Annotated in this window: 19 protein-coding genes and 1 pseudogene; 14 read left to right on the top strand and 6 right to left on the bottom strand. The window is 53.0% G+C overall.

The genetic code is table 11. The annotated features are described in order from the left end of the window. Together DFO68_RS10020 and DFO68_RS10015 are read left to right on the top strand one after the other, a co-directional pair. On the top strand, nt 1-561 hold a 561-nt coding region (locus DFO68_RS10020; protein WP_208107404.1), incomplete at its 5' end, for a transposase. A gap of 524 nt (nt 562-1,085) precedes the next feature. Further along, complete coding sequence (locus DFO68_RS10015; protein WP_133483517.1) at nt 1,086-2,423, top strand: site-specific integrase; 1,338 nt, start codon at nt 1,086-1,088, stop codon at nt 2,421-2,423. Between the two features lie 173 nt (nt 2,424-2,596). Here DFO68_RS10015 and DFO68_RS10010 read toward each other — a convergent pair whose 3' ends face one another. Beyond that, complete coding sequence (locus DFO68_RS10010) at nt 2,597-4,546, bottom strand: helix-hairpin-helix domain-containing protein (protein WP_208107403.1); 1,950 nt, start codon at nt 4,544-4,546, stop codon at nt 2,597-2,599. A gap of 162 nt (nt 4,547-4,708) precedes the next feature. Between DFO68_RS10010 and DFO68_RS10005 the strand changes: the two genes are divergently transcribed. The 10 genes from DFO68_RS10005 (at nt 4,709) to DFO68_RS16050 (ending at nt 13,729) form a co-directional block, all read left to right on the top strand. Beyond that, nucleotides 4,709-5,326: a DUF1819 family protein gene (locus tag DFO68_RS10005; protein ID WP_133483515.1), complete on the top strand. Its 618-nt coding sequence runs from the start codon at nt 4,709-4,711 to the stop codon at nt 5,324-5,326. Nucleotides 5,327-5,455: 129 nt separating this feature from the next. After that, a complete protein-coding gene (locus DFO68_RS10000; protein WP_133483514.1) occupies nt 5,456-6,064 on the top strand; it encodes a DUF1788 domain-containing protein in 609 nt (202 codons plus the stop codon). A gap of 133 nt (nt 6,065-6,197) precedes the next feature. Then, complete coding sequence (locus tag DFO68_RS09995; protein WP_347813126.1) at nt 6,198-7,130, top strand: BREX system Lon protease-like protein BrxL; 933 nt, start codon at nt 6,198-6,200, stop codon at nt 7,128-7,130. A 47-nt stretch (nt 7,131-7,177) separates the two neighbouring features. Then, nucleotides 7,178-7,402, top strand: a complete 225-nt coding sequence (locus tag DFO68_RS16000) for a BPSL0761 family protein (protein ID WP_133483513.1) — start codon at nt 7,178-7,180, stop codon at nt 7,400-7,402. Between the two features lie 61 nt (nt 7,403-7,463). Beyond that, nucleotides 7,464-7,700 (top strand): hypothetical protein, encoded by a 237-nt coding sequence (locus tag DFO68_RS09985; RefSeq protein ID WP_133483512.1) that lies wholly within the window; start codon nt 7,464-7,466, stop codon nt 7,698-7,700. A gap of 85 nt (nt 7,701-7,785) precedes the next feature. Beyond that, on the top strand, nt 7,786-8,439 hold the full coding sequence (locus DFO68_RS09980) for an antitoxin Xre/MbcA/ParS toxin-binding domain-containing protein (RefSeq protein WP_133483511.1): 654 nt from the start codon (nt 7,786-7,788) through the stop codon (nt 8,437-8,439). Nucleotides 8,440-8,590: 151 nt separating this feature from the next. Then, nucleotides 8,591-10,180, top strand: coding sequence for an SAVED domain-containing protein (locus DFO68_RS09975; RefSeq protein WP_133483510.1), 1,590 nt, complete (start codon nt 8,591-8,593; stop codon nt 10,178-10,180). 23 nt (nt 10,181-10,203) lie between these two features. Continuing rightward, nucleotides 10,204-11,475 carry a nucleotidyltransferase gene (locus tag DFO68_RS09970; protein WP_133483509.1) on the top strand — a complete coding sequence of 424 codons (1,272 nt, stop codon included), beginning with the start codon at nt 10,204-10,206 and terminating at the stop codon, nt 11,473-11,475. 14 nt (nt 11,476-11,489) lie between these two features. Continuing rightward, nucleotides 11,490-13,172, top strand: a complete 1,683-nt coding sequence (locus tag DFO68_RS15675; protein ID WP_208107402.1) for a HesA/MoeB/ThiF family protein — start codon at nt 11,490-11,492, stop codon at nt 13,170-13,172. Then, nucleotides 13,115-13,729, top strand: coding sequence for a Mov34/MPN/PAD-1 family protein (locus tag DFO68_RS16050; protein ID WP_432206837.1), 615 nt, complete (start codon nt 13,115-13,117; stop codon nt 13,727-13,729). Before DFO68_RS15675 ends, DFO68_RS16050 begins: the two co-directional genes overlap by 58 nt. 13 nt (nt 13,730-13,742) lie before the next feature. Here the strand turns inward: DFO68_RS16050 and DFO68_RS09955 are convergent, their stop codons facing one another. From DFO68_RS09955 to DFO68_RS09945, 3 genes are all read right to left on the bottom strand, one after another. Further along, nucleotides 13,743-14,300: a 3'-5' exonuclease gene (locus DFO68_RS09955; RefSeq protein ID WP_133483507.1), complete on the bottom strand. Its 558-nt coding sequence runs from the start codon at nt 14,298-14,300 to the stop codon at nt 13,743-13,745. 230 nt (nt 14,301-14,530) lie between these two features. Beyond that, a complete protein-coding gene (locus tag DFO68_RS09950; RefSeq protein WP_133483506.1) occupies nt 14,531-14,902 on the bottom strand; it encodes a histone-like nucleoid-structuring protein, MvaT/MvaU family in 372 nt (123 codons plus the stop codon). 234 nt (nt 14,903-15,136) lie between these two features. Then, nucleotides 15,137-15,364: a helix-turn-helix domain-containing protein gene (locus DFO68_RS09945; protein ID WP_133483504.1), complete on the bottom strand. Its 228-nt coding sequence runs from the start codon at nt 15,362-15,364 to the stop codon at nt 15,137-15,139. Between the two features lie 100 nt (nt 15,365-15,464). Here DFO68_RS09945 and DFO68_RS09940 point away from each other — a divergent pair, with 100 nt between their 5' ends. Further along, nucleotides 15,465-16,052, top strand: a complete 588-nt coding sequence (locus DFO68_RS09940; RefSeq protein WP_133483503.1) for a hypothetical protein — start codon at nt 15,465-15,467, stop codon at nt 16,050-16,052. 11 nt (nt 16,053-16,063) lie between these two features. Beyond that, complete coding sequence (locus DFO68_RS09935; protein WP_208107401.1) at nt 16,064-17,440, top strand: DEAD/DEAH box helicase; 1,377 nt, start codon at nt 16,064-16,066, stop codon at nt 17,438-17,440. A gap of 492 nt (nt 17,441-17,932) precedes the next feature. Here DFO68_RS09935 and ligA read toward each other — a convergent pair. Both ligA and zipA read right to left on the bottom strand, forming a co-directional pair. Then, nucleotides 17,933-19,096: pseudogene (ligA, locus tag DFO68_RS09930) on the bottom strand (NAD-dependent DNA ligase LigA); the annotation flags it as partial. 140 nt (nt 19,097-19,236) lie between these two features. Beyond that, the gene (zipA, locus tag DFO68_RS09925) at nt 19,237-20,760 is read right to left on the bottom strand and encodes a cell division protein ZipA (protein WP_133483500.1); all 1,524 of its coding nucleotides are present in this window, start codon (nt 20,758-20,760) and stop codon (nt 19,237-19,239) included. Nucleotides 20,761-20,968 lie beyond the last annotated feature (208 nt).

Raw genomic sequence — 20,968 nt, 5'->3', positions numbered from 1 at the left:
CGTCCTGGCAAGCGCCAGGCGCTGTGGACGCAGACCGTCTCGATCCACGACGACAACAAGACCGAATACGTCGTCCAACGCGTGATGCGCCTGGTAGAGCGCACCGCCGATCGCGATGGCCAGTTGCTGCTCGAACCGGACTATGAGTTGGAAGGCTGGTGGACCAGCCTGGACGAGGCGCCGGAGGCGGTGATCAAACGCTACCAGGCGCATGCCACCCACGAGCAATTCCACAGTGAGATCAAGACCGATCTCGACCTGGAGCGGCTGCCGTCGGGCAAGTTCGCCACCAACGATCTGATCCTGCACCTCGCCCAGCTGGCCTACAACATCCTGCGGCTGATGGGGCAGCTGGGCATGACCGGCGAGCTGAGCCCGGTGCGCCATCCCGCCAAGCGGCGCCGGATCCGCACCGTGCTACAAGAGCTGGTGCATCGTGCGGCGCTCGTGGTTCAAAAGGCGCGGCAGATCATCCTCGACTTCGGGCAGGACATCGGACGCATGACGGTGTTGAACACCCTGCGAAGCCGCCTGCGCTATCCCCGAGGCACGCCATGCTGATCGTCTGTCGGACAAAGGCACCACGCAGAGAGCTGACGGTCATCGGCAGCCAGTATCAGCGTGTCCGGCGGGTAGAAATGCCTGTCAAAATGGGCTGCTCTCGTCGGTCAGCGTCGCCATGGTTGGCCCTCCCCGGTATGCGTTCAGCGGTTGAGACGGAATCGGCGGTCAGAAAATGCTCGCTGGCGGTGATAGGGGAAGTGTCGGCGCTGGCTTCACGGAATCAGGTCTCATGCAAAGGTAAGATCAACCATTTAATCCGCTTACCCTTTATAATCATAGGAGCTTTGAGCCTGCCATGATGTTGTCTATGAACGACCGCATACCATCACAACCTGCTATCCACGGTCATTCTCTGGCGAGAAGAGGTGCTGATCGTCGCCCTCGTATTTATGCGCCTCGGTATGGAAGGTCTACTCGACGTGGCATGTGAGTACCTGAACTCTCGGCTATCTCACTCGAAGTGTGATTTTCTAAAATACGCAAACCCAATATATCTAAAAAAATCCCACCAGAGCTAACATATGTCCAAAGTAATTATCGCCAAGTCACCAGACTTATCCTTCTTAACAATCGGCGGATCTGGCAAAGAAAATACGCGCCATCCTTTACCCATGATTTTGAAAGATAATGGATCCTTTGATTGGGAGGCTAACCATTTTTTAACTACGTATGGCGGTGGATCAACCGTATACAATATATCACCTATTGCTGAAACTGTTTTAAAAAAAGCTTATAGCTTAAATGTTTTCTGCGATTATATGGATTATTGCAAGAAGGATCTTATCGATATAGATGATAGCTTTATATACCAATTCGTAGCGGAGCTAAAAAAAAGAAATATCAATGACGAAAGCATATTATCTCATTCTAAAAATGCATTGAAATACTTGTTGCACCTTAACAAAAAATATCCAAGCTGGAATATGGCAACGAACGATCCCTCTCAAACCGGGGAATACAAAATTCACTATTATATAGCAGAGTTTTTTAAAAATGGCAGGAGGATCCAGTTCCCTAAACACCGAGCATTCGATGGGTTAATACACATTCATGGTGAGGCAGATTTTATTCGCGATCATGAGCTAGCTCTTTGGTTTGACTCTATCAATCACACCAGCTACCACCCTAATATCACAAGCTTCCTATCAAAGCGGTGGTTAGCCTTAGGGACTATACTAGATATTACAGGATCAAGAATCACGGAGGCCCACAGAATAACTAGAAGCATGATTAAAAATGCAGGCAGTTCATTGTCTGACTTAGATGAAATGACTATTATTAGAGGCATCCCGATTCTAAAGGGAAAATTCAAGGGTAAGTCCAGAGATGTCCCTGTTTCAGGTGCAGACCTTCAGGTTATCTTGAGCTACATATTTGAGCTGGAGAGTAATTTTCCAAATTTAAAGCACGATGCACTATTCATTGACTCTCGCAATGGCAACCCTCTAAAACCCACCTATATAAAGAATTACGCAAAAAAGGTAATCGGCAACAGCACACATAATGAGAAGTTAAGCCATTTAAGCAACCATTCTTTTAGGCATAGGTTTATCACCATCAATATTGCAAAAACAATTAAAAAATTGTCAACATCAGGAGGTTTTTACAACATCTTCACAGTCGCGGCTGATGTCTGCAGAAAGTTAACTATGCATGCATCCAATCAGACTCTGTCAAGGTATATACACCTAGCTACTGATATTATCAATATGGATGATATTGATCACTCAACCCCTAACTCAACACATTTGAGGTTAAAGATTGCATCATTAAAGGAAATCTCTAACTCCATCCGAAATGGTACTATTGAAAAAGAGATGGGAATGGAAGCCTTGCTAAACGCTATAGACGACATTTAACAATATGACAGCTAGCTATTACATTATTTTAAAAACCCAGTATCATGGGGTTGCAATCCTTCGTCAATCCAACTGGAAGCATATACTACTTAAGCCCTTGAAACCATGTCAAATCAAAAAACTTCCAAGGGCGTATAAATCAAAAATAAATTTCGCCACCGAAATTCTTTAAATCAACCCGAGTTTTTTATATATTTCATATATTCCTCTTCGCTCAACACTTTAACACCTTTTTCTTTAGCGTCTTTTAATTTTTTTTCTCCAACATTATCACCAACAACTAAAAAATTCGTTTTCCCTGAAACCGACTTTCCTATTTTTGCACCCAACTTTTTTGCCTTGCTCTCCATTTCGGCTCTACTTGCAGCTTTCATAGTCCCTGAGAATACAATTTGGACACCCTCCAGCTGAAGGCCCGAAAGCTTTTCATTAGGCCGCTTCGTTTTAGACAATCTAAAACCAAGAGAGTAAACTTTTAAAAACTCAGCCCTGACATCCTTAAGCCCCTCACAAATTACTGTGGCGCTAGTTTCAGCAAACCCTTCAATGCTTGAAATTTCATCGACCTCCAGGTGAAAAATTTCATCAATACCATAATTACTCAAAAGTTTTTCGCAACTAGCTTCACCAAGCCTTGGGATTCCAAATGCTGCAAGAAACCTCCAATCATCCAGCTCTCTAATCTTACTAAGCTTTAATTGGTCAACGAGGTTGATTGCTGTCTTTTCACCAAACCCCATGCCGACTAAATCTTCAACACTCAAAGCATATACTTGGTGGATTTTTGTAATCGAATTTTCATACAGCTTTTCAACAATTTTAGGTCCAAACCCATCTACATTGGGCATAGTTTTAAAAAAATGAATCAATGTATTTTCAGCTTGCGCCGGGCAATCAGTGGAGTTTGGGCAAAATATATTGTCACCATCCCAAACAACCTTGGAGTGGCAGCTTGGGCATAACTCGGGTATTTCTGGATCAACACCCTCAACAATTTTTTCAATTTTAGGTATAACAAGGCCACTTCTTACTAACTCAACTACAGCTCCCTTACCTACTCCCTTGCTTTTAACCATGCCATAATTATGGAGTGTTGCCCTACGGATTGTGGCACCACTCAACTTTATAGGAGGGAACTCTGCCACAGGGGTGATCCTTCCTGTTCTCGACGTTTGAGGTATAACTTTACTCACTACTACTGTGGCTTTCTCTAAATTCCTCTTATATGCAATTTGCCAGCGATGATGTTTTCTCGTAGAACCCATTATTTTTTTCAGATCATCATTAATGACTTCGACAACTAGCCCATCAACCTCATAATTGAAGCCCCCCCACATATTATCAAAAATATCTTTATACTGTTTTTTAAAATCTTCACACCTACCAACCCAGCCTTCCAGAGAAGCAAAAGGAAAAAAGACACATGCTCCATCTTTAATAGCTTTCAAAACCTTTTTATTTACATTTTTCTCAGCAATTACAGAAGCCAGGACATTTCGCGTATTCTCGAAATCACGTGAAAGTTCTTTATCGAAATATTCCTTATCAACAACAATCTCGCCTGGCCCCATGCCCCTTTTAGCGCCTTCAGCAACCTTCAACCCTCGATTGAAGGCTCTCGTAATGTCTTGGCCACGCACGCCATCTCCCCTCGTGTAAAGCCTTTCACCATCATCATAAGCCGCATATCCATCTAGCTTATGTGAGACTTTTATCAACACATCTCCGGAATCCAGCCCGATTTCCTGACCAAACTTCTCCACTCTCTCAATCCATTGAATAATTTCTTTGTCGCTATATACTTTATCGGTAGAAAGCATTTTCTCCGGCAGAGGCACCGTTTTATATAAAGGGACAGGCTCTGGCTCTACAGTAGAAAGAAACTCATGTTCAGGGTTTCTCCGCTCAAGCTCAGCAATAATTTTTGTATCATACTCGACATTGCTAACTACTGGAAACCCTGCTCGGTAAGTAGCATTTGCTACCTTTGCCAACAATACTAAGTCATCTTCCCCCAGGTTCAGAATATCTTCCTGGCTAATCAACTCCTCAACTTTTCTTATCTCGCAGTTAATTCCAGAATCCTCAATCGCTTTCACCTGATCCTTGCTTAATGATTTCACCATCTTCCTCTCGATAATTAAAAGCAAATCAAAATTTTGGAAAAACAAGTTCAAATGTTGGCTGGGAAAAAATTTAGCTAAGCCCCACCTGACAAGTTCTCTTTGGCTATAGTATAATTAATCATTATTTTACTTCCATCATGCCAGTTGAGTCGAGTCGTTATGCCCCATGATTCCTCTACCTTCCACTACGACTCAGACCTCATCGGCGGCTCGCTCATGGTGCGCGAGAGCCGCATCGTGGCGGAGCTGCTGCTGGCCGGCGTCGATGACGCGGCCTGGAAGGCGGCCATCCTCGACGAGAATCGCCTCCAGAAGGCGCGGCCGGCCACGGCCAAACGCATGGCCCAGGCAATTCGTAAGCGCCTTGAGCGGCTTCCTGAGCCGTTTTGGCAGGTGCTGCATGAGGGGGATGACCAGCTGGCCACCCAGGTGGCGTTCTGCGCAGCGTTGGCTCGCAACCTGCTGCTGGTGGAGTTCCTGGAGACGGTGGTGGCCGATGCCTTCGTGACCCAGGCCGAGTGCCTTGAGCCCTACCAGTGGGATGACTTTCTCGCCGACCGTGCCTACCGCGATCCGGCCATCAACGGCTGGACCGCCTCCTCTAGACGAAAGATGGGTCAGGTGGCCTTTCGCATGCTATCCGAAGTAGGCTTGATAGAAAGTGCGCGTAGCCGCCGGCTGCAACCGCTGATGCTGCGGCCCGAGGTAGTGACCCTGCTGGAAAGGCACCACCTGATTCGGCTGCTGGACTGCCTGAGTGCCCTGGGGCCGCGTTGAACGCCATGGACCCGGGCTGGCGGTAGCGTGCCCGAAAGCCCTGTATCCACCGCAGGCCGCGGCATCAAGCATTACAAGACGCTCAATCATAACGAAAAGAACGACACCGGACGCAAGGATGAGAGCCGTATGTCACCGCTCACGCAGGGGCCGTCCCACCGCGAAGATCCTCATCTGAAGGATCGCCTCAACCAGATCGCCGAGAAGATCACCAGCCCGGCTTTCCTCTCCGGCCAGGGCCTGGGCAACGAGATCGGCTTCTGGATCTTCGACTATCCCCCCGAGCACGAGCTGCAGGTTCGTGAGTACCTCACCTTCCTGGAAGGGGTACTGTCCCGTCAGCACAGCGAGCTGACGGTCGACCACGTCAACCTGCTGCGCGTGCTGCGCGACTATCTCCATGAGCGTGGCTTTCTCGACAAGGCCATCGCCATGCAGCAGACCAAGGGCGATGCGGCGCTGCTCAAGGCGCTGCGCGGCCCGCTGCACATGGACAAGTTCGCCCCCTTCCTTATCCGACACGCGCTGTCGGACGACCCCGATATCATTCTTCTGTCAGGCGTGGGTAGCGTCTGGCCGGTGATGCGTGCTCACAGTTTGCTCAATGCGCTGCACGGCAGGCTCGGCCACAAGCCGTTGGTGCTCTTCTATCCTGGCCGCTATGACGGCCAGAGCCTGACCCTCTTCAACCAGATCGCCAGTAACCATTACTACCGGGCGTTTTCTCTCGTGCCGTGACGCATGGGCGCCCGGCTCAGTCAGTCCCGGGGGAACTCTCGATCTGAAGGCCAGGCGGCAGCCGTGCTGCCCTGGCACCCGCTTTGTTGACCGCCTTGCCCCGCCACGGGAGCGAGGCGTTGCCCGTTAAGGAATCGATCGGACATGCGTATCCAGGACCTCTTACCTGGCCGAGTTCTTTCGTGAAATGCGTAAGCGAAGCTTCGCCGACGCCATCGACCAGTATTTCCGCCTGGGCGACAACCTCAACCAACGCGATGTCATCGCGGTGCGCAAGACCGTCTCTGGCTTGCTCAAGCTCCTCTACCCGCATGGGGAGTACCAGAAAGACGACGTGCGCCAGTGCCTGGAGTACGCCCTGCAGGTGCGCCGCCGGGTGAAGGAGCAGCTCAAGAAGATTGGGGGCATGGAGTTCTATGACGTCCACTTCAGCTACATCGACAAGGAGACCCTGGAGGAGCACTTCGTCTCGGTGAAAGAGCAGGGCGGTGGTGGATTGATCCCCGAAGGCCTCGGCAAACCGGGTGTGGTGCACACTATCGGGCTGAGTGACAAGGGCATGCCGGGGGTCTACCGCATCGAGCTCCAGGTCACCGCCGGCAGCGGCAAGCTCGCCATGTCTGGGCTGTGGAACTCCACCTCCGCCAAGGAGCAGGTCAAGATGGCCTTCGATTACTTCAAGGCCAACGCCAGCCGTATCAGTGGCTCCAGCAAGGTGCTGGAGCACGACTTCCACCTGCATGTGGTCGACCTGCAGAACACCGGCGTACTGCGCGACCTGGCCCTGGCCGGCCTGGTGGCCTTCGCCTCAGGCCTGCTGGGCAGGCCCACCCAGAGCCAGATGGTGGTGTTAGGCGACATGAGCCTGGGTGGCAGCCTAAAGCCCGTGGAGAACCTCGCCGAGTGCCTTCAAGTCGCCTTCGACGCCGGTGGCAAACGGGTCACCCTGCCCATGGCCAGCGCTGCGGATATCCCCACCATTCCCGCCGAGCTGTTCACCAAGTTCCAGACCAGCTTCTACGCCGAGCCGGTGGACGCCGTGGTGAAGGCGCTGGGGGTGGAGTGACAGCGCTGTCGCTGCCGCATGCGACCTGATCGGGAGAGGAGACGCCGATGACTATGCCATCTGAACGAACACGCGCTGTAATTCACGCCAGAGAATTTCTGCAGACGCTTTCGCAGGATGCCTCCCTCCCAGAATCTGTCCGCCGGCAGGCGAGGGGGCTGCTGCGCCACTATCCGTCTCGGGAAGAGACGCTACACGCCGGCCAAGTGGAAGAGCAGCTGACCGAGGGAACTCTCTTCCAGCCCACCTTCAGCTCCTCGATAGACGACTAGGCCGGCTCGACGCCGCAACGCCACCCGGCGCCGCTCGCGCCGCCAACCACGAGACACTGCCATGAGCGCTGAACCCGAACTGATCCAGAGCCCCTTGAGCCAGTCCATCACCCGCGATGGCCACACCCTGCAGGTGGATATCTATCGCCTGGAGGAGGAGATCGACTGGCTGCTGGAGGTCGTCAACGAGGAGGGCACCTCCCATGTGTGGGACGACCGCTTCGCCACCGACCAAGCCGCCCTGGACGCGGTGCATGAGGCGATCGACGAGGAAGGCGTCGCTGCTTTTCTGGACTAATGCTGGTAACCGTAAGGAAGCAACGGTAGTCCGCGTTGGCCATGGGCTACCCTGAAAGCCACACCATCCGCTGGGTAGCCTCCCCATGACACAGCCCTCACAACCTCCCACAGACCCGCTAGCTCGTATCTTTGCCTACCGGGCCATCGACCTCCGTGACCGCTTCCCCCAGCCTCTGGAGAGCTTCCGCGAGGCGCTGGAATGCCTACAAAGCGACCGTTCCTACATGGCCGCCATGAGCGGCGAGATCATCGCCTACCTGCGCGGCGGTTACGCCCTGACCATTCCGGACGAGTTCTTCATCTGCCGCAGCGGTGAGATCGACGCCACCCTCGTGCCGCTCGGTAAAAATGATGAGGTGTGCAAGGAAGTAGAAGCGTGGCTGCGGGAAATGCTCACGCGACCTGATGTCGACACCACCAAGGCGGTTCCCGCGGAAGAGCGGCCTTACTCCCTCGATCAGCTACTGGCACAGTGCGATCCTCAGGCTCCACACCCTGAAGAGTTACAAACCTGGCAGGACACGCCCGATGTTGGTCGCGAAATCCTGGAGGCACCTACTGAAACTGATATCTGGCAAGCCGCCGAGCGATTGTTTGAAAGTCGAAAAGGCGCCGAACGTTGGATGAAAAGCCCAGCAATTGCTCTCCGAGGTCGCACACCGATAGATGTTATGATCGAAGATCCTCAGCTAGTTTATGACCTGATCATGCGACTGGAGTATGGGGTGTATACATGAGGACAAGTCCGCTATCGCCACAAAGCTGAAGCTCCCACTGTCTTACTTCCCCTTCGAAAGGCAAAGAAATGGAACTTGGTATTAAAATAGATATTGTGATGCCAACGTGAAAAGCGGCATAATTCAAAGTTCGACCAAGGAATTACGAGAAATGCCCCAAGCCTCTGACTCATTTTTGAACGAGACAACCTCCTCAGGCAATTTTGATGATCATAACTTAGCTATTTGGTTGGATGAATGTCTGGAACAAAGGCGTCGTGTGTTATATATCCACGCTGGGTACCTGTGCAAAGTTGTTAATCTTGAGGAGCCCAGGCCCGTACTCTATCCTGCTGACCCAGGCTCAAATGCGAAGGCTCGTCTAAAAAAGTTGGTTGGCAAAAACCTGCTCTTCATCCGTGAGGTTTCAAATGAAACGCTGAGTAACGCTCGAATTTTCGACAGCACTTTGACCTATAAAAAAGTGGAAAGAAGGTCTTGTGTAGACACACTTATTGCCACACGTGATGGGCTGCTCGGAAAAGCGAAAGGTAGAGGTCCAGAGATTTCCACGAGAACAGCTCAGAAAGTGTGGACGGACGCGGGCGGGAGGTGCATGTTTCAAGGCTGCAGTAAGGATTTGTCAGAGATCCATCTTTGGACAAAAACCGCCCGCGTCGGATATTTAGCTCACATCGTCGCATCTGACCCAGAAGGGCCTCGGGGGAACCAAGAGGACTCTCATCGGCTCGCAAACAACCCGGACAACATCATGCTGATGTGCGATGAACACCATCGTTTGATAGATTCGTTCGCGCCAGAGCAATACAGCTCAGAGATACTTGACGAGATGCGCAAGTCTCATCGTGATATGGTCCGAAATTACTTGGATTCATTAGCATATGCCCCTACAAGAGCGGTCACCTTGCATGCCAATCTGGGTGGCGTACCAACCTACTTCCATGACTCTGAACTGATTGATGCCATCGTTGCAATGAGACGAGCGATGCTACCAGGGGTGATCCACTATGTTCGACGGAAATCGCAGCGAGATGATCGTCATCTATCAGGATTTTGGTATCAGTATTTAAGAGAGCATGAGCACCAGATTCGACAACTAGTTTCGGGATTTGATTCGAGCAGTGGTTCTGTTACTGAGAGCTTGGCTGTTTTTCCTTTACACCACATCCCGACGCTTGTTTTAGCAGGACGCATAATGGGTGAAGCTCAGGCCATTCAGATATTTCAGTACGATAGGCATCGGAAGACATGGGCTTGGGACCCGCAGGTTGAGGCTCATCCCCGGGACACCTTTAGGGTTGATTCACTTTCGTCGGACTACGCCACAGAGGTTCTTATTACGCTTGAGCTAACGGCTCATGTAGATGAAAAGGCCCTACCTAGTGACCTTCAAACTAGTGTTGATACTGGTCATCTGCCTTGGATTCGCGTGACAACCTCGAAGACAGGAATCAACTGCATCGGGCATCCAGAGGATCTTGATCAGTTCGCAGAAGTTGCCCGCAAAGCAATCATGCATATTCAGGATGTGATGAGAGTCCAGAAGGTACACCTTATCGCCGTAAGTCCCGCGAGCACGGTGTTCCGTTTCGGGCAGATGCTGCAGGCAGGGCACCATCCCGAATACATCGTCTATGACCGAGCAGGCCGTGACTACGAATTCACACCTGCATTTTCGCTTACTGGCCATCACGTTTCGGCCACTGACGGTCAGCAGACTCACACAATTAATCTCCGATAAGCAGCCTAAACGAGTTTAATACCATGAACACTAAAAGCGCAGAACTGGTAAAGCTTGCTGAACAAAAAAGTCCTACTCGGTTAACGAAGTCGCTTGAATCGTTTGCAGCACTCAGAGAGGGCCACATAACAAACGTTAGAGATAGATTGGTAGAATATGGTCTTTGGGCTAAGGCGCTCAGTGAAGCGAATTCGCATATTGCTGTTGATGATGAAGAAATCGCGGCTGCAACTGACGCATACGAAGAAGTCTCAAATCATTTGGCCACTAACCTCTCTTGGCCCCTCGAATCTATTTCGATCAAGCCGCAAGGATCAGTGAGCACTAAGACTTTGATTCGTTCCCCCAATGGAAGTGAGAAATTCGACATTGATGCTGTTTGCAAAGTCGATATCTCTCACATTGAGGCTGATAACCCCACGTCATTTTTTGAGTCGATAGGTAAGGCTTTGAAGGATCTAGAGGCTCAACCCAAACGGCGTTGTTGGATGATACCATTCGCCGGGCGGCGTTTTTATCTCGAATTTACCCCTTCTATACCATTGAATACTATATCGGAGCAAACTCTATATTCTATGGCACCTCGCTATAGCGTATCGCGATATAGGGAGACCGCGCTTGCGGTCGTTGATATGCCTACCGAAAGCTGGAAAACCTCTAATTCTGAGGGTATGAGCAAGTGGGTTAACGATACGTCGGAGCGCCGCCTCATTCGATCAATCGCGATGGAAGCGAATACATATGATAGGGCTGCAGCAAGCGTTGCTCCGGTGCCGGATCAGGCCGTAGACATAACAGACACACTTCGGGTTGCTATCCGGTTGTTTAAACGCCACCGAGATATGTGCACGAGACGCGGGGTAATTGATGCGGCTACCAAGCCAATTTCAGTCATTATAGTAACACTACTAACCAGTTGCTATGAGGGGCTGTCAGACTTGAATCGATCTTATGAACACCCGGTTGAATTGCTGGATGAACTTGCAACACTTATGCCTCACCTCGTGCTGAAACTCGGTGGTAAATACCGGGTTGATAACCCAACGGTCGAGGGAGAGAACTTCGCCGAGAAATGGAATGATGATGGCGGCGAGCGTTATAAATCATTCATGGCCTGGGCAAGCGCACTATCTGCTGATCTTCAAACCATTCTTTCTGAGAAAGATCCACAGGCTATTTCCAAACGTGTGCGCGAGGTTTTCGGGATTCCAGCCCCAACTGATGGAGGCAATGGTTTGACGACCATTCAGCCTCCTGCTCCTAGGGCCACTCCGGCGAGCCGCGGTTTGGCGTAAAAGGTGGAGGATTAATGGCGCTGGATTTGAGTTCTTTTAGCGAGAAATACCCGGATCTTCTGCTAACAGCTTTGAGCCGGGAGGGAGGTGCCACTGCCTATCAATTACGACTACCGTCTTTTCAGGACGGAAGAAAATTTAAGTGGGCTGAACTGCGTTTACCAAAGGGATTTCCTGAGTATGGGAAAGCATTCATTCAGCTATCTCCTGATGCTGTCTTGCGTATACCGCATCTGGATAGAGATGGGGTGCTTTGCATTGAAGGTGATCCAGGCCCTGGTCTCGGTTATTCTTCAGAGGACAGGATTCAGATTGTCTTGTATGGCTATTTTGAACAGTTCCTGAAGCCTTGGCTGAATGGCGATCTCGATGATAACTTCGAGAATGAGGCACTTAATTACTGGGCTATAGCGGTAGCTAGAGCACGTTCAAATACCGATGCAGTAAGAGGTGTATGGACAATTGATTCGCCTCCAAAAAAAGCACGTGTTAGAAGCGGGCTACTCTTGATTCCAAATAGGATCATCATTGCTGCAGATGAGCAGTTTCGTATCACTAACCGTTTGGTGCAGTCCATGGGGGCTGCAGCAAAGCAACGGGTTCGCGTACTAGTCGCAGACATCCCGATTTCACATGCATTCACGCCGTCGACTTGGCCACGTTCCATGTATGATTTGGAGCGAATTCTACAGGGTAGGCTACCTTCTGAAGAGTATTCGAGGCTCCAGTATAGCCGTAGCCGCAGAGGCCGAGGCATACACCGAGTGGTTCTTTTGAGAAATAGTAAAGTTTCCTTTTCTTATTTGCTCCCTGGAGGTCCACCAACTGTTCTCGACGTATATCGAGGAAAAAAAGCTAGCCCTTCTCTTCCTAAGCCTCTACCACTTATGACATCTCGCTTAGACCCAGACTGGACGGCTGGGCGAGATCAGCATCCCGAGATCAAGGGGCGTCAAGCGAAGCACGTTCTAGTTTTGGGGGGCGGGGCTCTCGGCAGTCCGGTCGTAGATCATATCGCCAAGGCAGGAGTTGGACGGATATCTGTGGTAGATGCTGACACCATGTCTTCGGCGAACATTGGGCGACATCTGCTTGGGGCTGACTCTATAGGCCAAAATAAGGTGGATGCCATTGCTCAGCGAATCAACTTGGCTTACCCGGCAACAGAAGTGACCCCGTATGCTATGAGCACAGCACAATGGTTAAAGAAAAACACTTTAGTAGATGTAGACGTGGTGCTCGATCTCACTGGCGAACCTGATGTACGAGTGCAGATTGAACAAGTCCGCTTGAATTACCCATGCTCCTTGCTGATCGGCTGGATGGAGCCTTATGTGGCTGCCGCTCATGCTTGCATGCTGCCTGCAGGCCATAAATGGTTGAAGGGAGCACAAGATCCATTGTCTTCTTTAGAAGCAGTTGTATGGCCAAGTGAAGTGATTCAACAAGAGCCTGGGTGCAGTAGCCTTTTTCAAAGCTATACTGCTGCGGCTGCAGAGCATGCGGTTGCATTGGTGGCTGAGTCAGCGCTGGAGATGATCGACAATTCAGCAACAGTTACTTACGGCTCATCAGTACGGAGCTGGGTTCGTGGACAACGCTTTTTAGATAAGCACTGGCCCGGCCTTACGCATAAGGAATGGGCAAAAGCCGCTACTATTCACGATGGCTTGATCCTGAACAGACAGTTTCCATGAACAGGATATTTTTCTATCCAGATAACACCCGCTATGTCCTTTTTACTGAGCCAGTTTTATCTCATATGTATGCTCATGCCCAAAGGAAACTATGGCAGAAAGAAGCTGGCGGTGAGGTTTTCAGTTCAGATCCGTATTCCAGCGGCCTTATCATCTACTCCGCTACTGGGCCGAATCGCGCTGATTACCGACGTAGATGTGCCTGGAACCCTGATATAAAAGCATCCGATAGAAATAGACAGATCGAATTCGCGCACAACAGACATGTGGTTGGTTTGTGGCATACGCACCCAGAGATACATCCTTCACCCTCAGCCCGGGATCAAAAGACTACCTGGGAATATCTCGACTCATTCCAAGGAGACAGGTCTCGTTATCTCATGGTGATAATAGGAAATCATGGTCGCGTGCCTAACATGGGTGTATGGCTGGCCTCATGCCAACCCTCTCGTGAGTGGACACAACTTTGCGAAGCTACGATTGCCGTTGGCAAGACTAACCTCCAGTTTAATAGGGTGGCACAATCTTATGGGCGCCTCCAAAATGGATCATGTTAACTAGCATGGGAGATCAGCCCTCCGGCCGTTGTATGATTTCCCTAATCAAGCGAAACAGCTCGGCCTGGTATTGAGCATCATGCAGTGCCTGGTGATCCGGTTTTAATTTGGGTTGAAGTCGAACAGCCATTTGGCTGGAGCGGGTGTTTACCCATTCTGATCCAGTTGCTCCCATATAAAGTGACTTGATGTCTAGCGCGGTAAAACCAAAGGGATTCGTCTGGAGGTAGCGGTGGAAGTAATAGTTTACGAAGGACCAGTCAAATGGCGCATTGAGCCCGACGAACACGGGCAAGTTTTCCTTACCAACGACCTTCTCGACCCAACTCTGGAACTGTGACATAGCTACTTCTGGATGTAGCCCCTCGTGTTCGAGTGCCTCCAGAGAAAGTCCTGTCACCGCTAGTGCTTCAGGGTCTGCATTGGTCGATATTGGCTTCAGATTGCAAGAGAACACCTGATCAGGCTCGTCTACATTGCATGCTCCAATTGTGAGCATGCTGTACTCGCCAGGAATCGGACCTGAGGTCTCAACGTCTATTGAAATATAAACTTCGTGTTTCTTTCTCATGAGGCCGCGGTGCTCCGGTTGCGGAAGGTGAAACTTATTTGTGGATTTTCGGCTCTCCCTTGGCAGCCTTCGTCATGCACTGAAGCGCTTGATCGGTCCTGGACCGTGGTAAGAGCATCACTTTGATACCATAGAAAGTTAAAGGCAAAGCGTCCGCTCTTGGCCCCTGAATTCAAGCAATAAGCGCAGCCCTGCGTGCCATACTCCCAGGCGGCAGGGCTACTCCCCTATCAGTCTTCCGTTCTCACCAGCCATCCCTCGACGGTGTCTGAACCGTACTCATCCTTCCACGCCTTCAGTGTTTTTTGGTTACCACCGCGGGTCTCAACGACTTCGCCAGTGTTCGGGTTCTTGTAGATCTTCAGCTTGCGCTTAGCACGGCCAGTGATCGTAGTGCTAGAGGCCTTGGCAACGCCCTGCTGCGGGTCAAGCAGCTTGATGACTTCTGAAGCTGACTTGTCGAACTCACGCATCAGGGCCTCCAGCTTATCTTTGAACTGAAGCTCAGCCTTGAGGCGATCATCATTCTTTAACCTATCCAGCTCTTCCTGAAGCTGCTTGAGCTGCTGTTCCTTCTGCATGTAGGAAGCTAGTATGGACATGTGACCTCTCTTTTCGGGTGGATAGTTACAACTATGGAGAAGAGTCAGGAATAGATCAAGTCATAATGGCGTCTATGTCAAGGTCAGAAATGGTTCGCCGAGACGACCGCGCTTCATGCAGCTTCTATGCACGATCAGGCTGAATCACTAGAACATGACGCGCTGTGATTAATGGAGTCATTGACTTACTATCTCACGTTTTAGGTGTGAGAAGAGAGCGTATGGCAGTAATGCTCAGCTGTAGAGCTCTGTGGCCTCAGGAAGAAGAGTGGATGGGTCACAGGCCAGCACTGTGGCGATACGGTAAAGTTTCTCCACAGTGATGTTGACCTCCCCTCGTTCAATTCGGCCTACGTAGCTCCTATCCATGCCACTCAGCAGTGCCAAGTCATCCTGAGATAGCCCGCAAGCCTTCCTCCGGTGCCGAATCCGCTCCCCTACCGCTTTCGCCAGCTTGTCCATGGCTGCCTCAAAATCACTTGAGGCAGCACTATCATGCGTTTGCGGACCCACAGGCCACGGATTATAATCCGCATTTCATTCCTTTTTCCTCGGACCTCACATGAAGCCTACTTCGTTCACCCTCGACAAGCGGCTATATGAGTTGCTGCAGGACGAGGGGCTCTCGCAATTCACTACTGCAACCCTGCGGGATGCCTATGCCTCCCGGCTGGGGGACACCCCCTATAAGCTCGGTGAGGTTCGCCGCTATGTGTATGAACAGATTCGCCGCATGCTGAGGGCTGGCTGGCTCGTGCTCGACGATGAGCGCCGTAAGCGAGGGCAGGTCTATCATCTGCGCCCCATGCCGGAGCACTTGCAGTTGAAACTGGTTGACAAAGGATTCGAAAAGAGCCTGAAGCCCGAACACAAGACAAAGCGGGCGTCGCCGGAACCCGCGAAGAGCCTTGCTGCTGCCGGAACCGAAACTGAGGTGTACCAGCGCTTGGAGGCGACCCTCAAGGAGGTCCGCCTGGACTTCCTGACATCAATGGGGGAAACAGAGCGGTACAAGCAACTACTCGATGAGATGCCGCACCTCCGCAGCCACGTGGAGCACGAGTATCAAGAGGCTAGGGATCGCAGCTCGCGCCTTTTGGGCCATCTCCGAGCGGTAGAGAAGACGCTTACTGCGTTGCCCTCGCAATGACGATGCCGGGAATGCGAACATGGCAGCAGCGGTGCATCGAGGCAGCGCTGGCCCATTTTGTTACCACACCGCACTTCCTGTGCCAGGCAACACCGGGCGCCGGCAAGACACGGTTGGCAGCGGCGCTGGCACGCTGTCTCTTTGAGAGAAACCAGATCGACCTGGTGCTCTGCTTTGCGCCCTCATGCCAGGTAGTGGACGGGTTTCGTACGACCTTCGCAGACGTACTGGGTAAGCGGCTCGATGGCTTGGTCGGTGCCGTTGGCGGTGCTTACACCTACCAGGCCATGGAGCACCGAGATGATACCTTCTGGCAGCTACTTGATGAGTATCGCGTGTTCGTCGTCTTTGATGAAATCCACCACTGCGCCGGACATGACCCCCTGTTGAGCAATGCCTGGGGACAGCAAATCCTGCAGAGAATCCAGGACCGTGCTGCCTATACGTTGGCGCTCTCGGGCACTCCGTGGCGCTCTGATGACTTGGCCATCGCGCTTGCGCGCTATTCCTCTCCGGAAGGGGAACTAATCTGCGATTATCGTTATGGTCTGCAAGAAGCCATCGCTGATGGGGTGTGCCGTTCCCCACGCATTGTTCTGCTGGACAATCAGGAAGTGCAGCTCACCGAAACGCTGGAGACCGAAAGTACCGTCAAGCTCTTCCCAAGTATTGCCGCGCTGCTCGGGAAGTCCCCTATCACCTACGAGGATCTACTGCGTCATGATGATGTGATACATCAAATACTGGGGCTAGGTTGCGAGAGGCTAGATGAGATCCGGCGCTCAAAGCCGGATGCGGCGGGTTTGGTCGTTGCGACGGATATTGAACATGCTCATCAGGTCGCTCAATCCCTAGAAGCCCGAGGAGAGGCCTGCCATGTTGTCACAAATAGGACTCCAGGCGCCCAGAAAGTTATCAACTTATTTCGGCATAGTGATTGCCGTTGGATTGTAGCAGTAGGTATGATCAGTGAGGGAACGGATATCCCTCGACTTCAGGTATGCTGTTACCTTAGCCGAATCCGTACCGAGCTGCATTATCGTCAAGTCTTGGGGAGAGTGATAAGGCGAAAAGGTGAGTACGATGATCAAGCTTGGCTTTTTATGTTAGATGAGCCTAAGCTTAAGGGATTTGCAGAGCGTATTGCAGAGGATCTGCCGGATGACCTGGCGGTACTCAACCAGGTTCAGCTCCCTTCAAAAACCTCGGAGCATGATCGTGCTGAAAAAAGGACTTCTCACGACCCAGATTACATCTCTAAAATTGAGACCGAGGATACTGGAAGCGACAATACTTCTTCCAATCATCCATGCGGAATCTCAACTACGTCAAGTTACCAAGTAAGCTTTTCACACCATTATCGAAAGATACTACTTGGATTCATTTAAGCAGCGGATACGACAGGTATCAGCATCAAAAACTGTCATCTTTCAGTAAAAAACTATAGTTTAAAAATTTCCCCAAACGGATACTGCAACCATTTCACAGAGCAGAATTTTCCTGGACTTTATAAATGTTTTTTCATAACCTTTCTCCATGAAGGCTTACAAGTCACCTCCGGCATTCCGGAGACACTTCGCCCAATTAAAAATGGCAAGGCCTATTTTTATTTTTACCACTACTAGAAATTCGCCAATTATGGTTTATTCTTGACAGCTAAATAGATAGAGAAAGAACCAGAAGGTTTCACGCGTGACCATCAACTGATTCTATTAAACCTCCCTAGACGGTACAGAAAATGGGGGGGTTGAAGAATCCATCGAAGTTTTCCGCTCAATCAACATAAATATCTAATGCCTTAGGACCGCCCTCTCCACCGACCTCTTCGATTTCAAACCCGGGGAAAGCCTATTTGAAACAGCTGGAAGCAAGGTGACACCCACGTCGCCGGCCCGACGGATCGCCACGGTATCGCCAATCATCACGCCGAGCCGCTCGATCTCGTCGGCATTGTGCAGGGTGGCATTGGCGACGGTAACCCCGGCCACCGAGACCGGCTCGAGCCGCGCCACCGGGGTGATCGCCCCGGTACGGCCGACCTGGAATTCCACGTCGTTGAGCCGGGTGGTCTCTTCCTGGGCGGGAAACTTGAAGGCGATGGCCCAGCGCGGGGCGCGCGCCACGAAGCCGAGCTCGCGCTGCAGGCGCAGGTCGTCGACCTTGATGACCACACCGTCGATGTCGTAGCCGAGGTCGTCGCGCTTCTCGCCAAGCCGCCGACAGTAGTCGATGACCCCCTCGGCCCCCTCGACCACCGCCAGCTCACGGCTGGTACGCAAGCCGTAGTCGGCGAGTCGGCCCATCAGCTGGCTGTGGCTGGTATCGCCGGTGTCCGGCTCGATACGCGCCACCTGGTAGGCGCTGAACTCCAGCGGACGCGTCGCAGTGACCCGGGGATCGAGCTGGCGCAGGCTGCCGGCGGCGGCGTTGCGGGGGTTGGCGAAGACCTTGCCATCCGACTCCCTGGCCCGCTCGTTCAACGCCTCGAAGCCCTCATGGTTCATGATCACCTCGCCACGCACCTCCAGCAGCTCGGGCGGGGCATCGCCGCGCAGCTTCAGCGGGATGGATCGCAGCGTACGCAGGTTGGCGGTGATGCCTTCGCCGGTACGGCCGTCGCCGCGCGTGGCGCCACTAACCAGCCTGCCATGCTTGAAGACCAGCGACACGGCGGCCCCGTCCAGCTTGGGCTCGCAGCAGAAGGCCAGCGATTCGCCATGGGTTTCCAGGCGGTCGGCGACGCGTCTGACGAAAGCTTTGATCTCCTCCTCGCTGAAGGCGTTGTCCAGGGAGAGCATGGGTACAGCATGCCGCACCTCGGGGAAGCCGGCATCCGGCGCGGCCCCCACCCGCTGGGTCGGAGAGTCCGGAGTCACCAGCTCGGGATAGGCCTGCTCGAGTTCCTGCAGGCGGCGTAGGCGGCGATCATAGTCGGCATCGGTGAGCCGTGGGTCATCGAGGACATAGTAGCGGTAGTTGGCATCATCGAGCTCAGCGCGCAGGCGCGCCACCTCGTCGACGATCTGAGGGTCAGCTTGGGTCATGGCAATCCGTGTGTCGTCTACGGCAAAAGCCTCGAGGCTTGAAAGCAGCCATCATTTCGTCTCTCGGATAACGCAACAACCCCATGGTTTCATGGGGTTGTTGCGCTTCAAGCTTACCGCTCGGGGCGTAACCCGGTCGGCTAATTCACCTGAAAGCGATTGAGGCGATTGCGGCGCTCGAACTCCTGGACACGCTGGCGGGCAAACTCCACGGTCTGGGCGGTCATCACGCTCTGGTGCTCGTCCTTCAGCTCGCCGCTGAGATGGCGGACGATGACCATGGCGGTCTCGACCATCGCCTCGAAGGCGGCCGCGGTATCGCTGGCGCCCGGCAATGGCATCAGCAGAGTGATACCCGGAGTCCGGAAGTCATCCATCGCCTCAATGGGGAAGGTTCCCGGCTTGACCACGTTGACCATCGAGAACTGCAGGCGGCTATCCGGATCCTCGGTCTCGAAGCGATGGAAGATGCCCATGTCGCGGGCGTAGCGCAATCCACAGGCCAGCATCAGGTCGAGCAGTGCCGTACCGGAAAAGCCCTCCTCGTCCCGTGACAGCACGCTGATCACGATGATCTCGTCAGCGCCGCTCAGGGCCTGGCGGGCATGCTCGGCATTGACGTCATGGCGCAGGGCACGTTCCAGCACAGGGTGAGTGCGCACCACGTCGTCGCGCGATGCCATGTCGTCCCTCGAGTTCTCGTCAGGGACATCGTCCGCCACGTCGTGGATGGTCTCCTCGATCTCCAGGCGACGCCGCTCGGCGTCGCGGATAGCCTTCTCATCCTCGGCCTGCTGACGACGCGCCGCCTCGCGGGCAGCCTGTTCGGCGCGCTGCTGCTCGCGGCGCACCTTCCTCTCGGCCTTCTCGTCGCGCTTGTGCTCACGCCGCTCGGCGAGGTTTCTCTGGAGGGAGGCGCCGAAACGCTGCATGGAGGAGCCTACCCGCTTCGAGCCGCTCTTGAGGGAATCGCCCATACCTTCGAGATCCACCAGGCGATAGTGCTCCTCGTCGGTGTAGCCATCGTGATCCTCGGGATCGGCCGCCAGGGAGTGGACGTCCCGCGACGCGTGGTCATCCATGGACGTCTCGTCCAGACGATCCAGGCTCGCGAGAGTCGGCTCGCATCGCTCGTCGTCCTCGGCGTAGAGACCCGTTGGCTCCTGATTCGTCGCCGTCACCGGGCCCCGGGAAGCGGGCGCCTGGGCGCTGCGCGCAGCGGCGGGTTGGCGCTGTGCCGCGGACTCAGGATCGCGACTCAGGCTCTCCCGCGCCTCGGCGGGGCGGGTGATGCTCGGCTCACGCTCGCTGACCGAGCGGGGGGCCGATGCCCCGGAGCCGTCGGCATGGTGCCGGAACTCCGCCAGCACCCGCGAGGGGCCGGGATGCGCCTGGCGCTGTAGCTTAGGTTTGGCTTGTACCCCTTGGTCTTTCGCCGGCCTGACGACCCGCGCCCCTCCGTTGGGCAGCTCCCAGTTGATTTCGGCCGCGCGGGCCGCCGCTTCAGGGTCTTCGTCGCTCCCCGGGGGGGTACGCTCGTCACGGTCCGAGACCTGGTCGAGACGTGGAACACGACGCTGATGCTGCAGGCGACGCACACCATCGATGACGATGAGGGTCACCAGCGCCAGCCCTACTATGATCAGCCACTCTCTTAGTTCCATGGGTCGTCATGCCTTTTGCTAAGGCGCCATGCCTGATGGTAGTTCGTCGACAGCATAGCGCGATTGCCAAAAAAAGGGCCACTTTTTTGCTTGTCAAGCTCGGCATTTTGCTGCCGCAACCCGACCGACCCTTCGCAATCGCCCTTCAGGTTCCCTGCGCTTGCGTGCCATGCCGTTTTCTTTTGCCATCCTTGTTAACCCGTTTGCT

Source organism: Halomonas ventosae (genome assembly GCF_004361885.1).
GTDB classification, from domain to species: domain Bacteria; phylum Pseudomonadota; class Gammaproteobacteria; order Pseudomonadales; family Halomonadaceae; genus Halomonas; species Halomonas ventosae_C.
Note: the sequence above shows the minus strand (reverse complement) of the source record. Positions and strands in the feature narration are given on the sequence as shown.

Excerpts from the sequence above, each read along its gene's own strand:
- DFO68_RS09940 (WP_133483503.1), top strand. The coding sequence starts at position 15,465 with ATGAAGCCTACTTCGTTCACCCTCGACAAGCGGCTATATGAGTTGCTG.
- zipA (WP_133483500.1), bottom strand. The coding sequence starts at position 20,760 with ATGGAACTAAGAGAGTGGCTGATCATAGTAGGGCTGGCGCTGGTGACC.
- DFO68_RS09950 (WP_133483506.1), bottom strand. The coding sequence starts at position 14,902 with ATGTCCATACTAGCTTCCTACATGCAGAAGGAACAGCAGCTCAAGCAG.
- DFO68_RS16000 (WP_133483513.1), top strand. The coding sequence starts at position 7,178 with ATGACTATGCCATCTGAACGAACACGCGCTGTAATTCACGCCAGAGAA.
- DFO68_RS09970 (WP_133483509.1), top strand. The coding sequence starts at position 10,204 with ATGAACACTAAAAGCGCAGAACTGGTAAAGCTTGCTGAACAAAAAAGT.
- DFO68_RS15675 (WP_208107402.1), top strand. The coding sequence starts at position 11,490 with ATGGCGCTGGATTTGAGTTCTTTTAGCGAGAAATACCCGGATCTTCTG.
- DFO68_RS09975 (WP_133483510.1), top strand. The coding sequence starts at position 8,591 with ATGCCCCAAGCCTCTGACTCATTTTTGAACGAGACAACCTCCTCAGGC.
- DFO68_RS09935 (WP_208107401.1), top strand. The coding sequence starts at position 16,064 with ATGCGAACATGGCAGCAGCGGTGCATCGAGGCAGCGCTGGCCCATTTT.
- DFO68_RS09985 (WP_133483512.1), top strand. The coding sequence starts at position 7,464 with ATGAGCGCTGAACCCGAACTGATCCAGAGCCCCTTGAGCCAGTCCATC.
- DFO68_RS09980 (WP_133483511.1), top strand. The coding sequence starts at position 7,786 with ATGACACAGCCCTCACAACCTCCCACAGACCCGCTAGCTCGTATCTTT.
- DFO68_RS10000 (WP_133483514.1), top strand. The coding sequence starts at position 5,456 with ATGTCACCGCTCACGCAGGGGCCGTCCCACCGCGAAGATCCTCATCTG.
- DFO68_RS10005 (WP_133483515.1), top strand. The coding sequence starts at position 4,709 with ATGCCCCATGATTCCTCTACCTTCCACTACGACTCAGACCTCATCGGC.
- DFO68_RS16050 (WP_432206837.1), top strand. The coding sequence starts at position 13,115 with ATGGGCAAAAGCCGCTACTATTCACGATGGCTTGATCCTGAACAGACA.
- DFO68_RS10015 (WP_133483517.1), top strand. The coding sequence starts at position 1,086 with ATGTCCAAAGTAATTATCGCCAAGTCACCAGACTTATCCTTCTTAACA.
- DFO68_RS09955 (WP_133483507.1), bottom strand. The coding sequence starts at position 14,300 with ATGAGAAAGAAACACGAAGTTTATATTTCAATAGACGTTGAGACCTCA.
- DFO68_RS09945 (WP_133483504.1), bottom strand. The coding sequence starts at position 15,364 with ATGGACAAGCTGGCGAAAGCGGTAGGGGAGCGGATTCGGCACCGGAGG.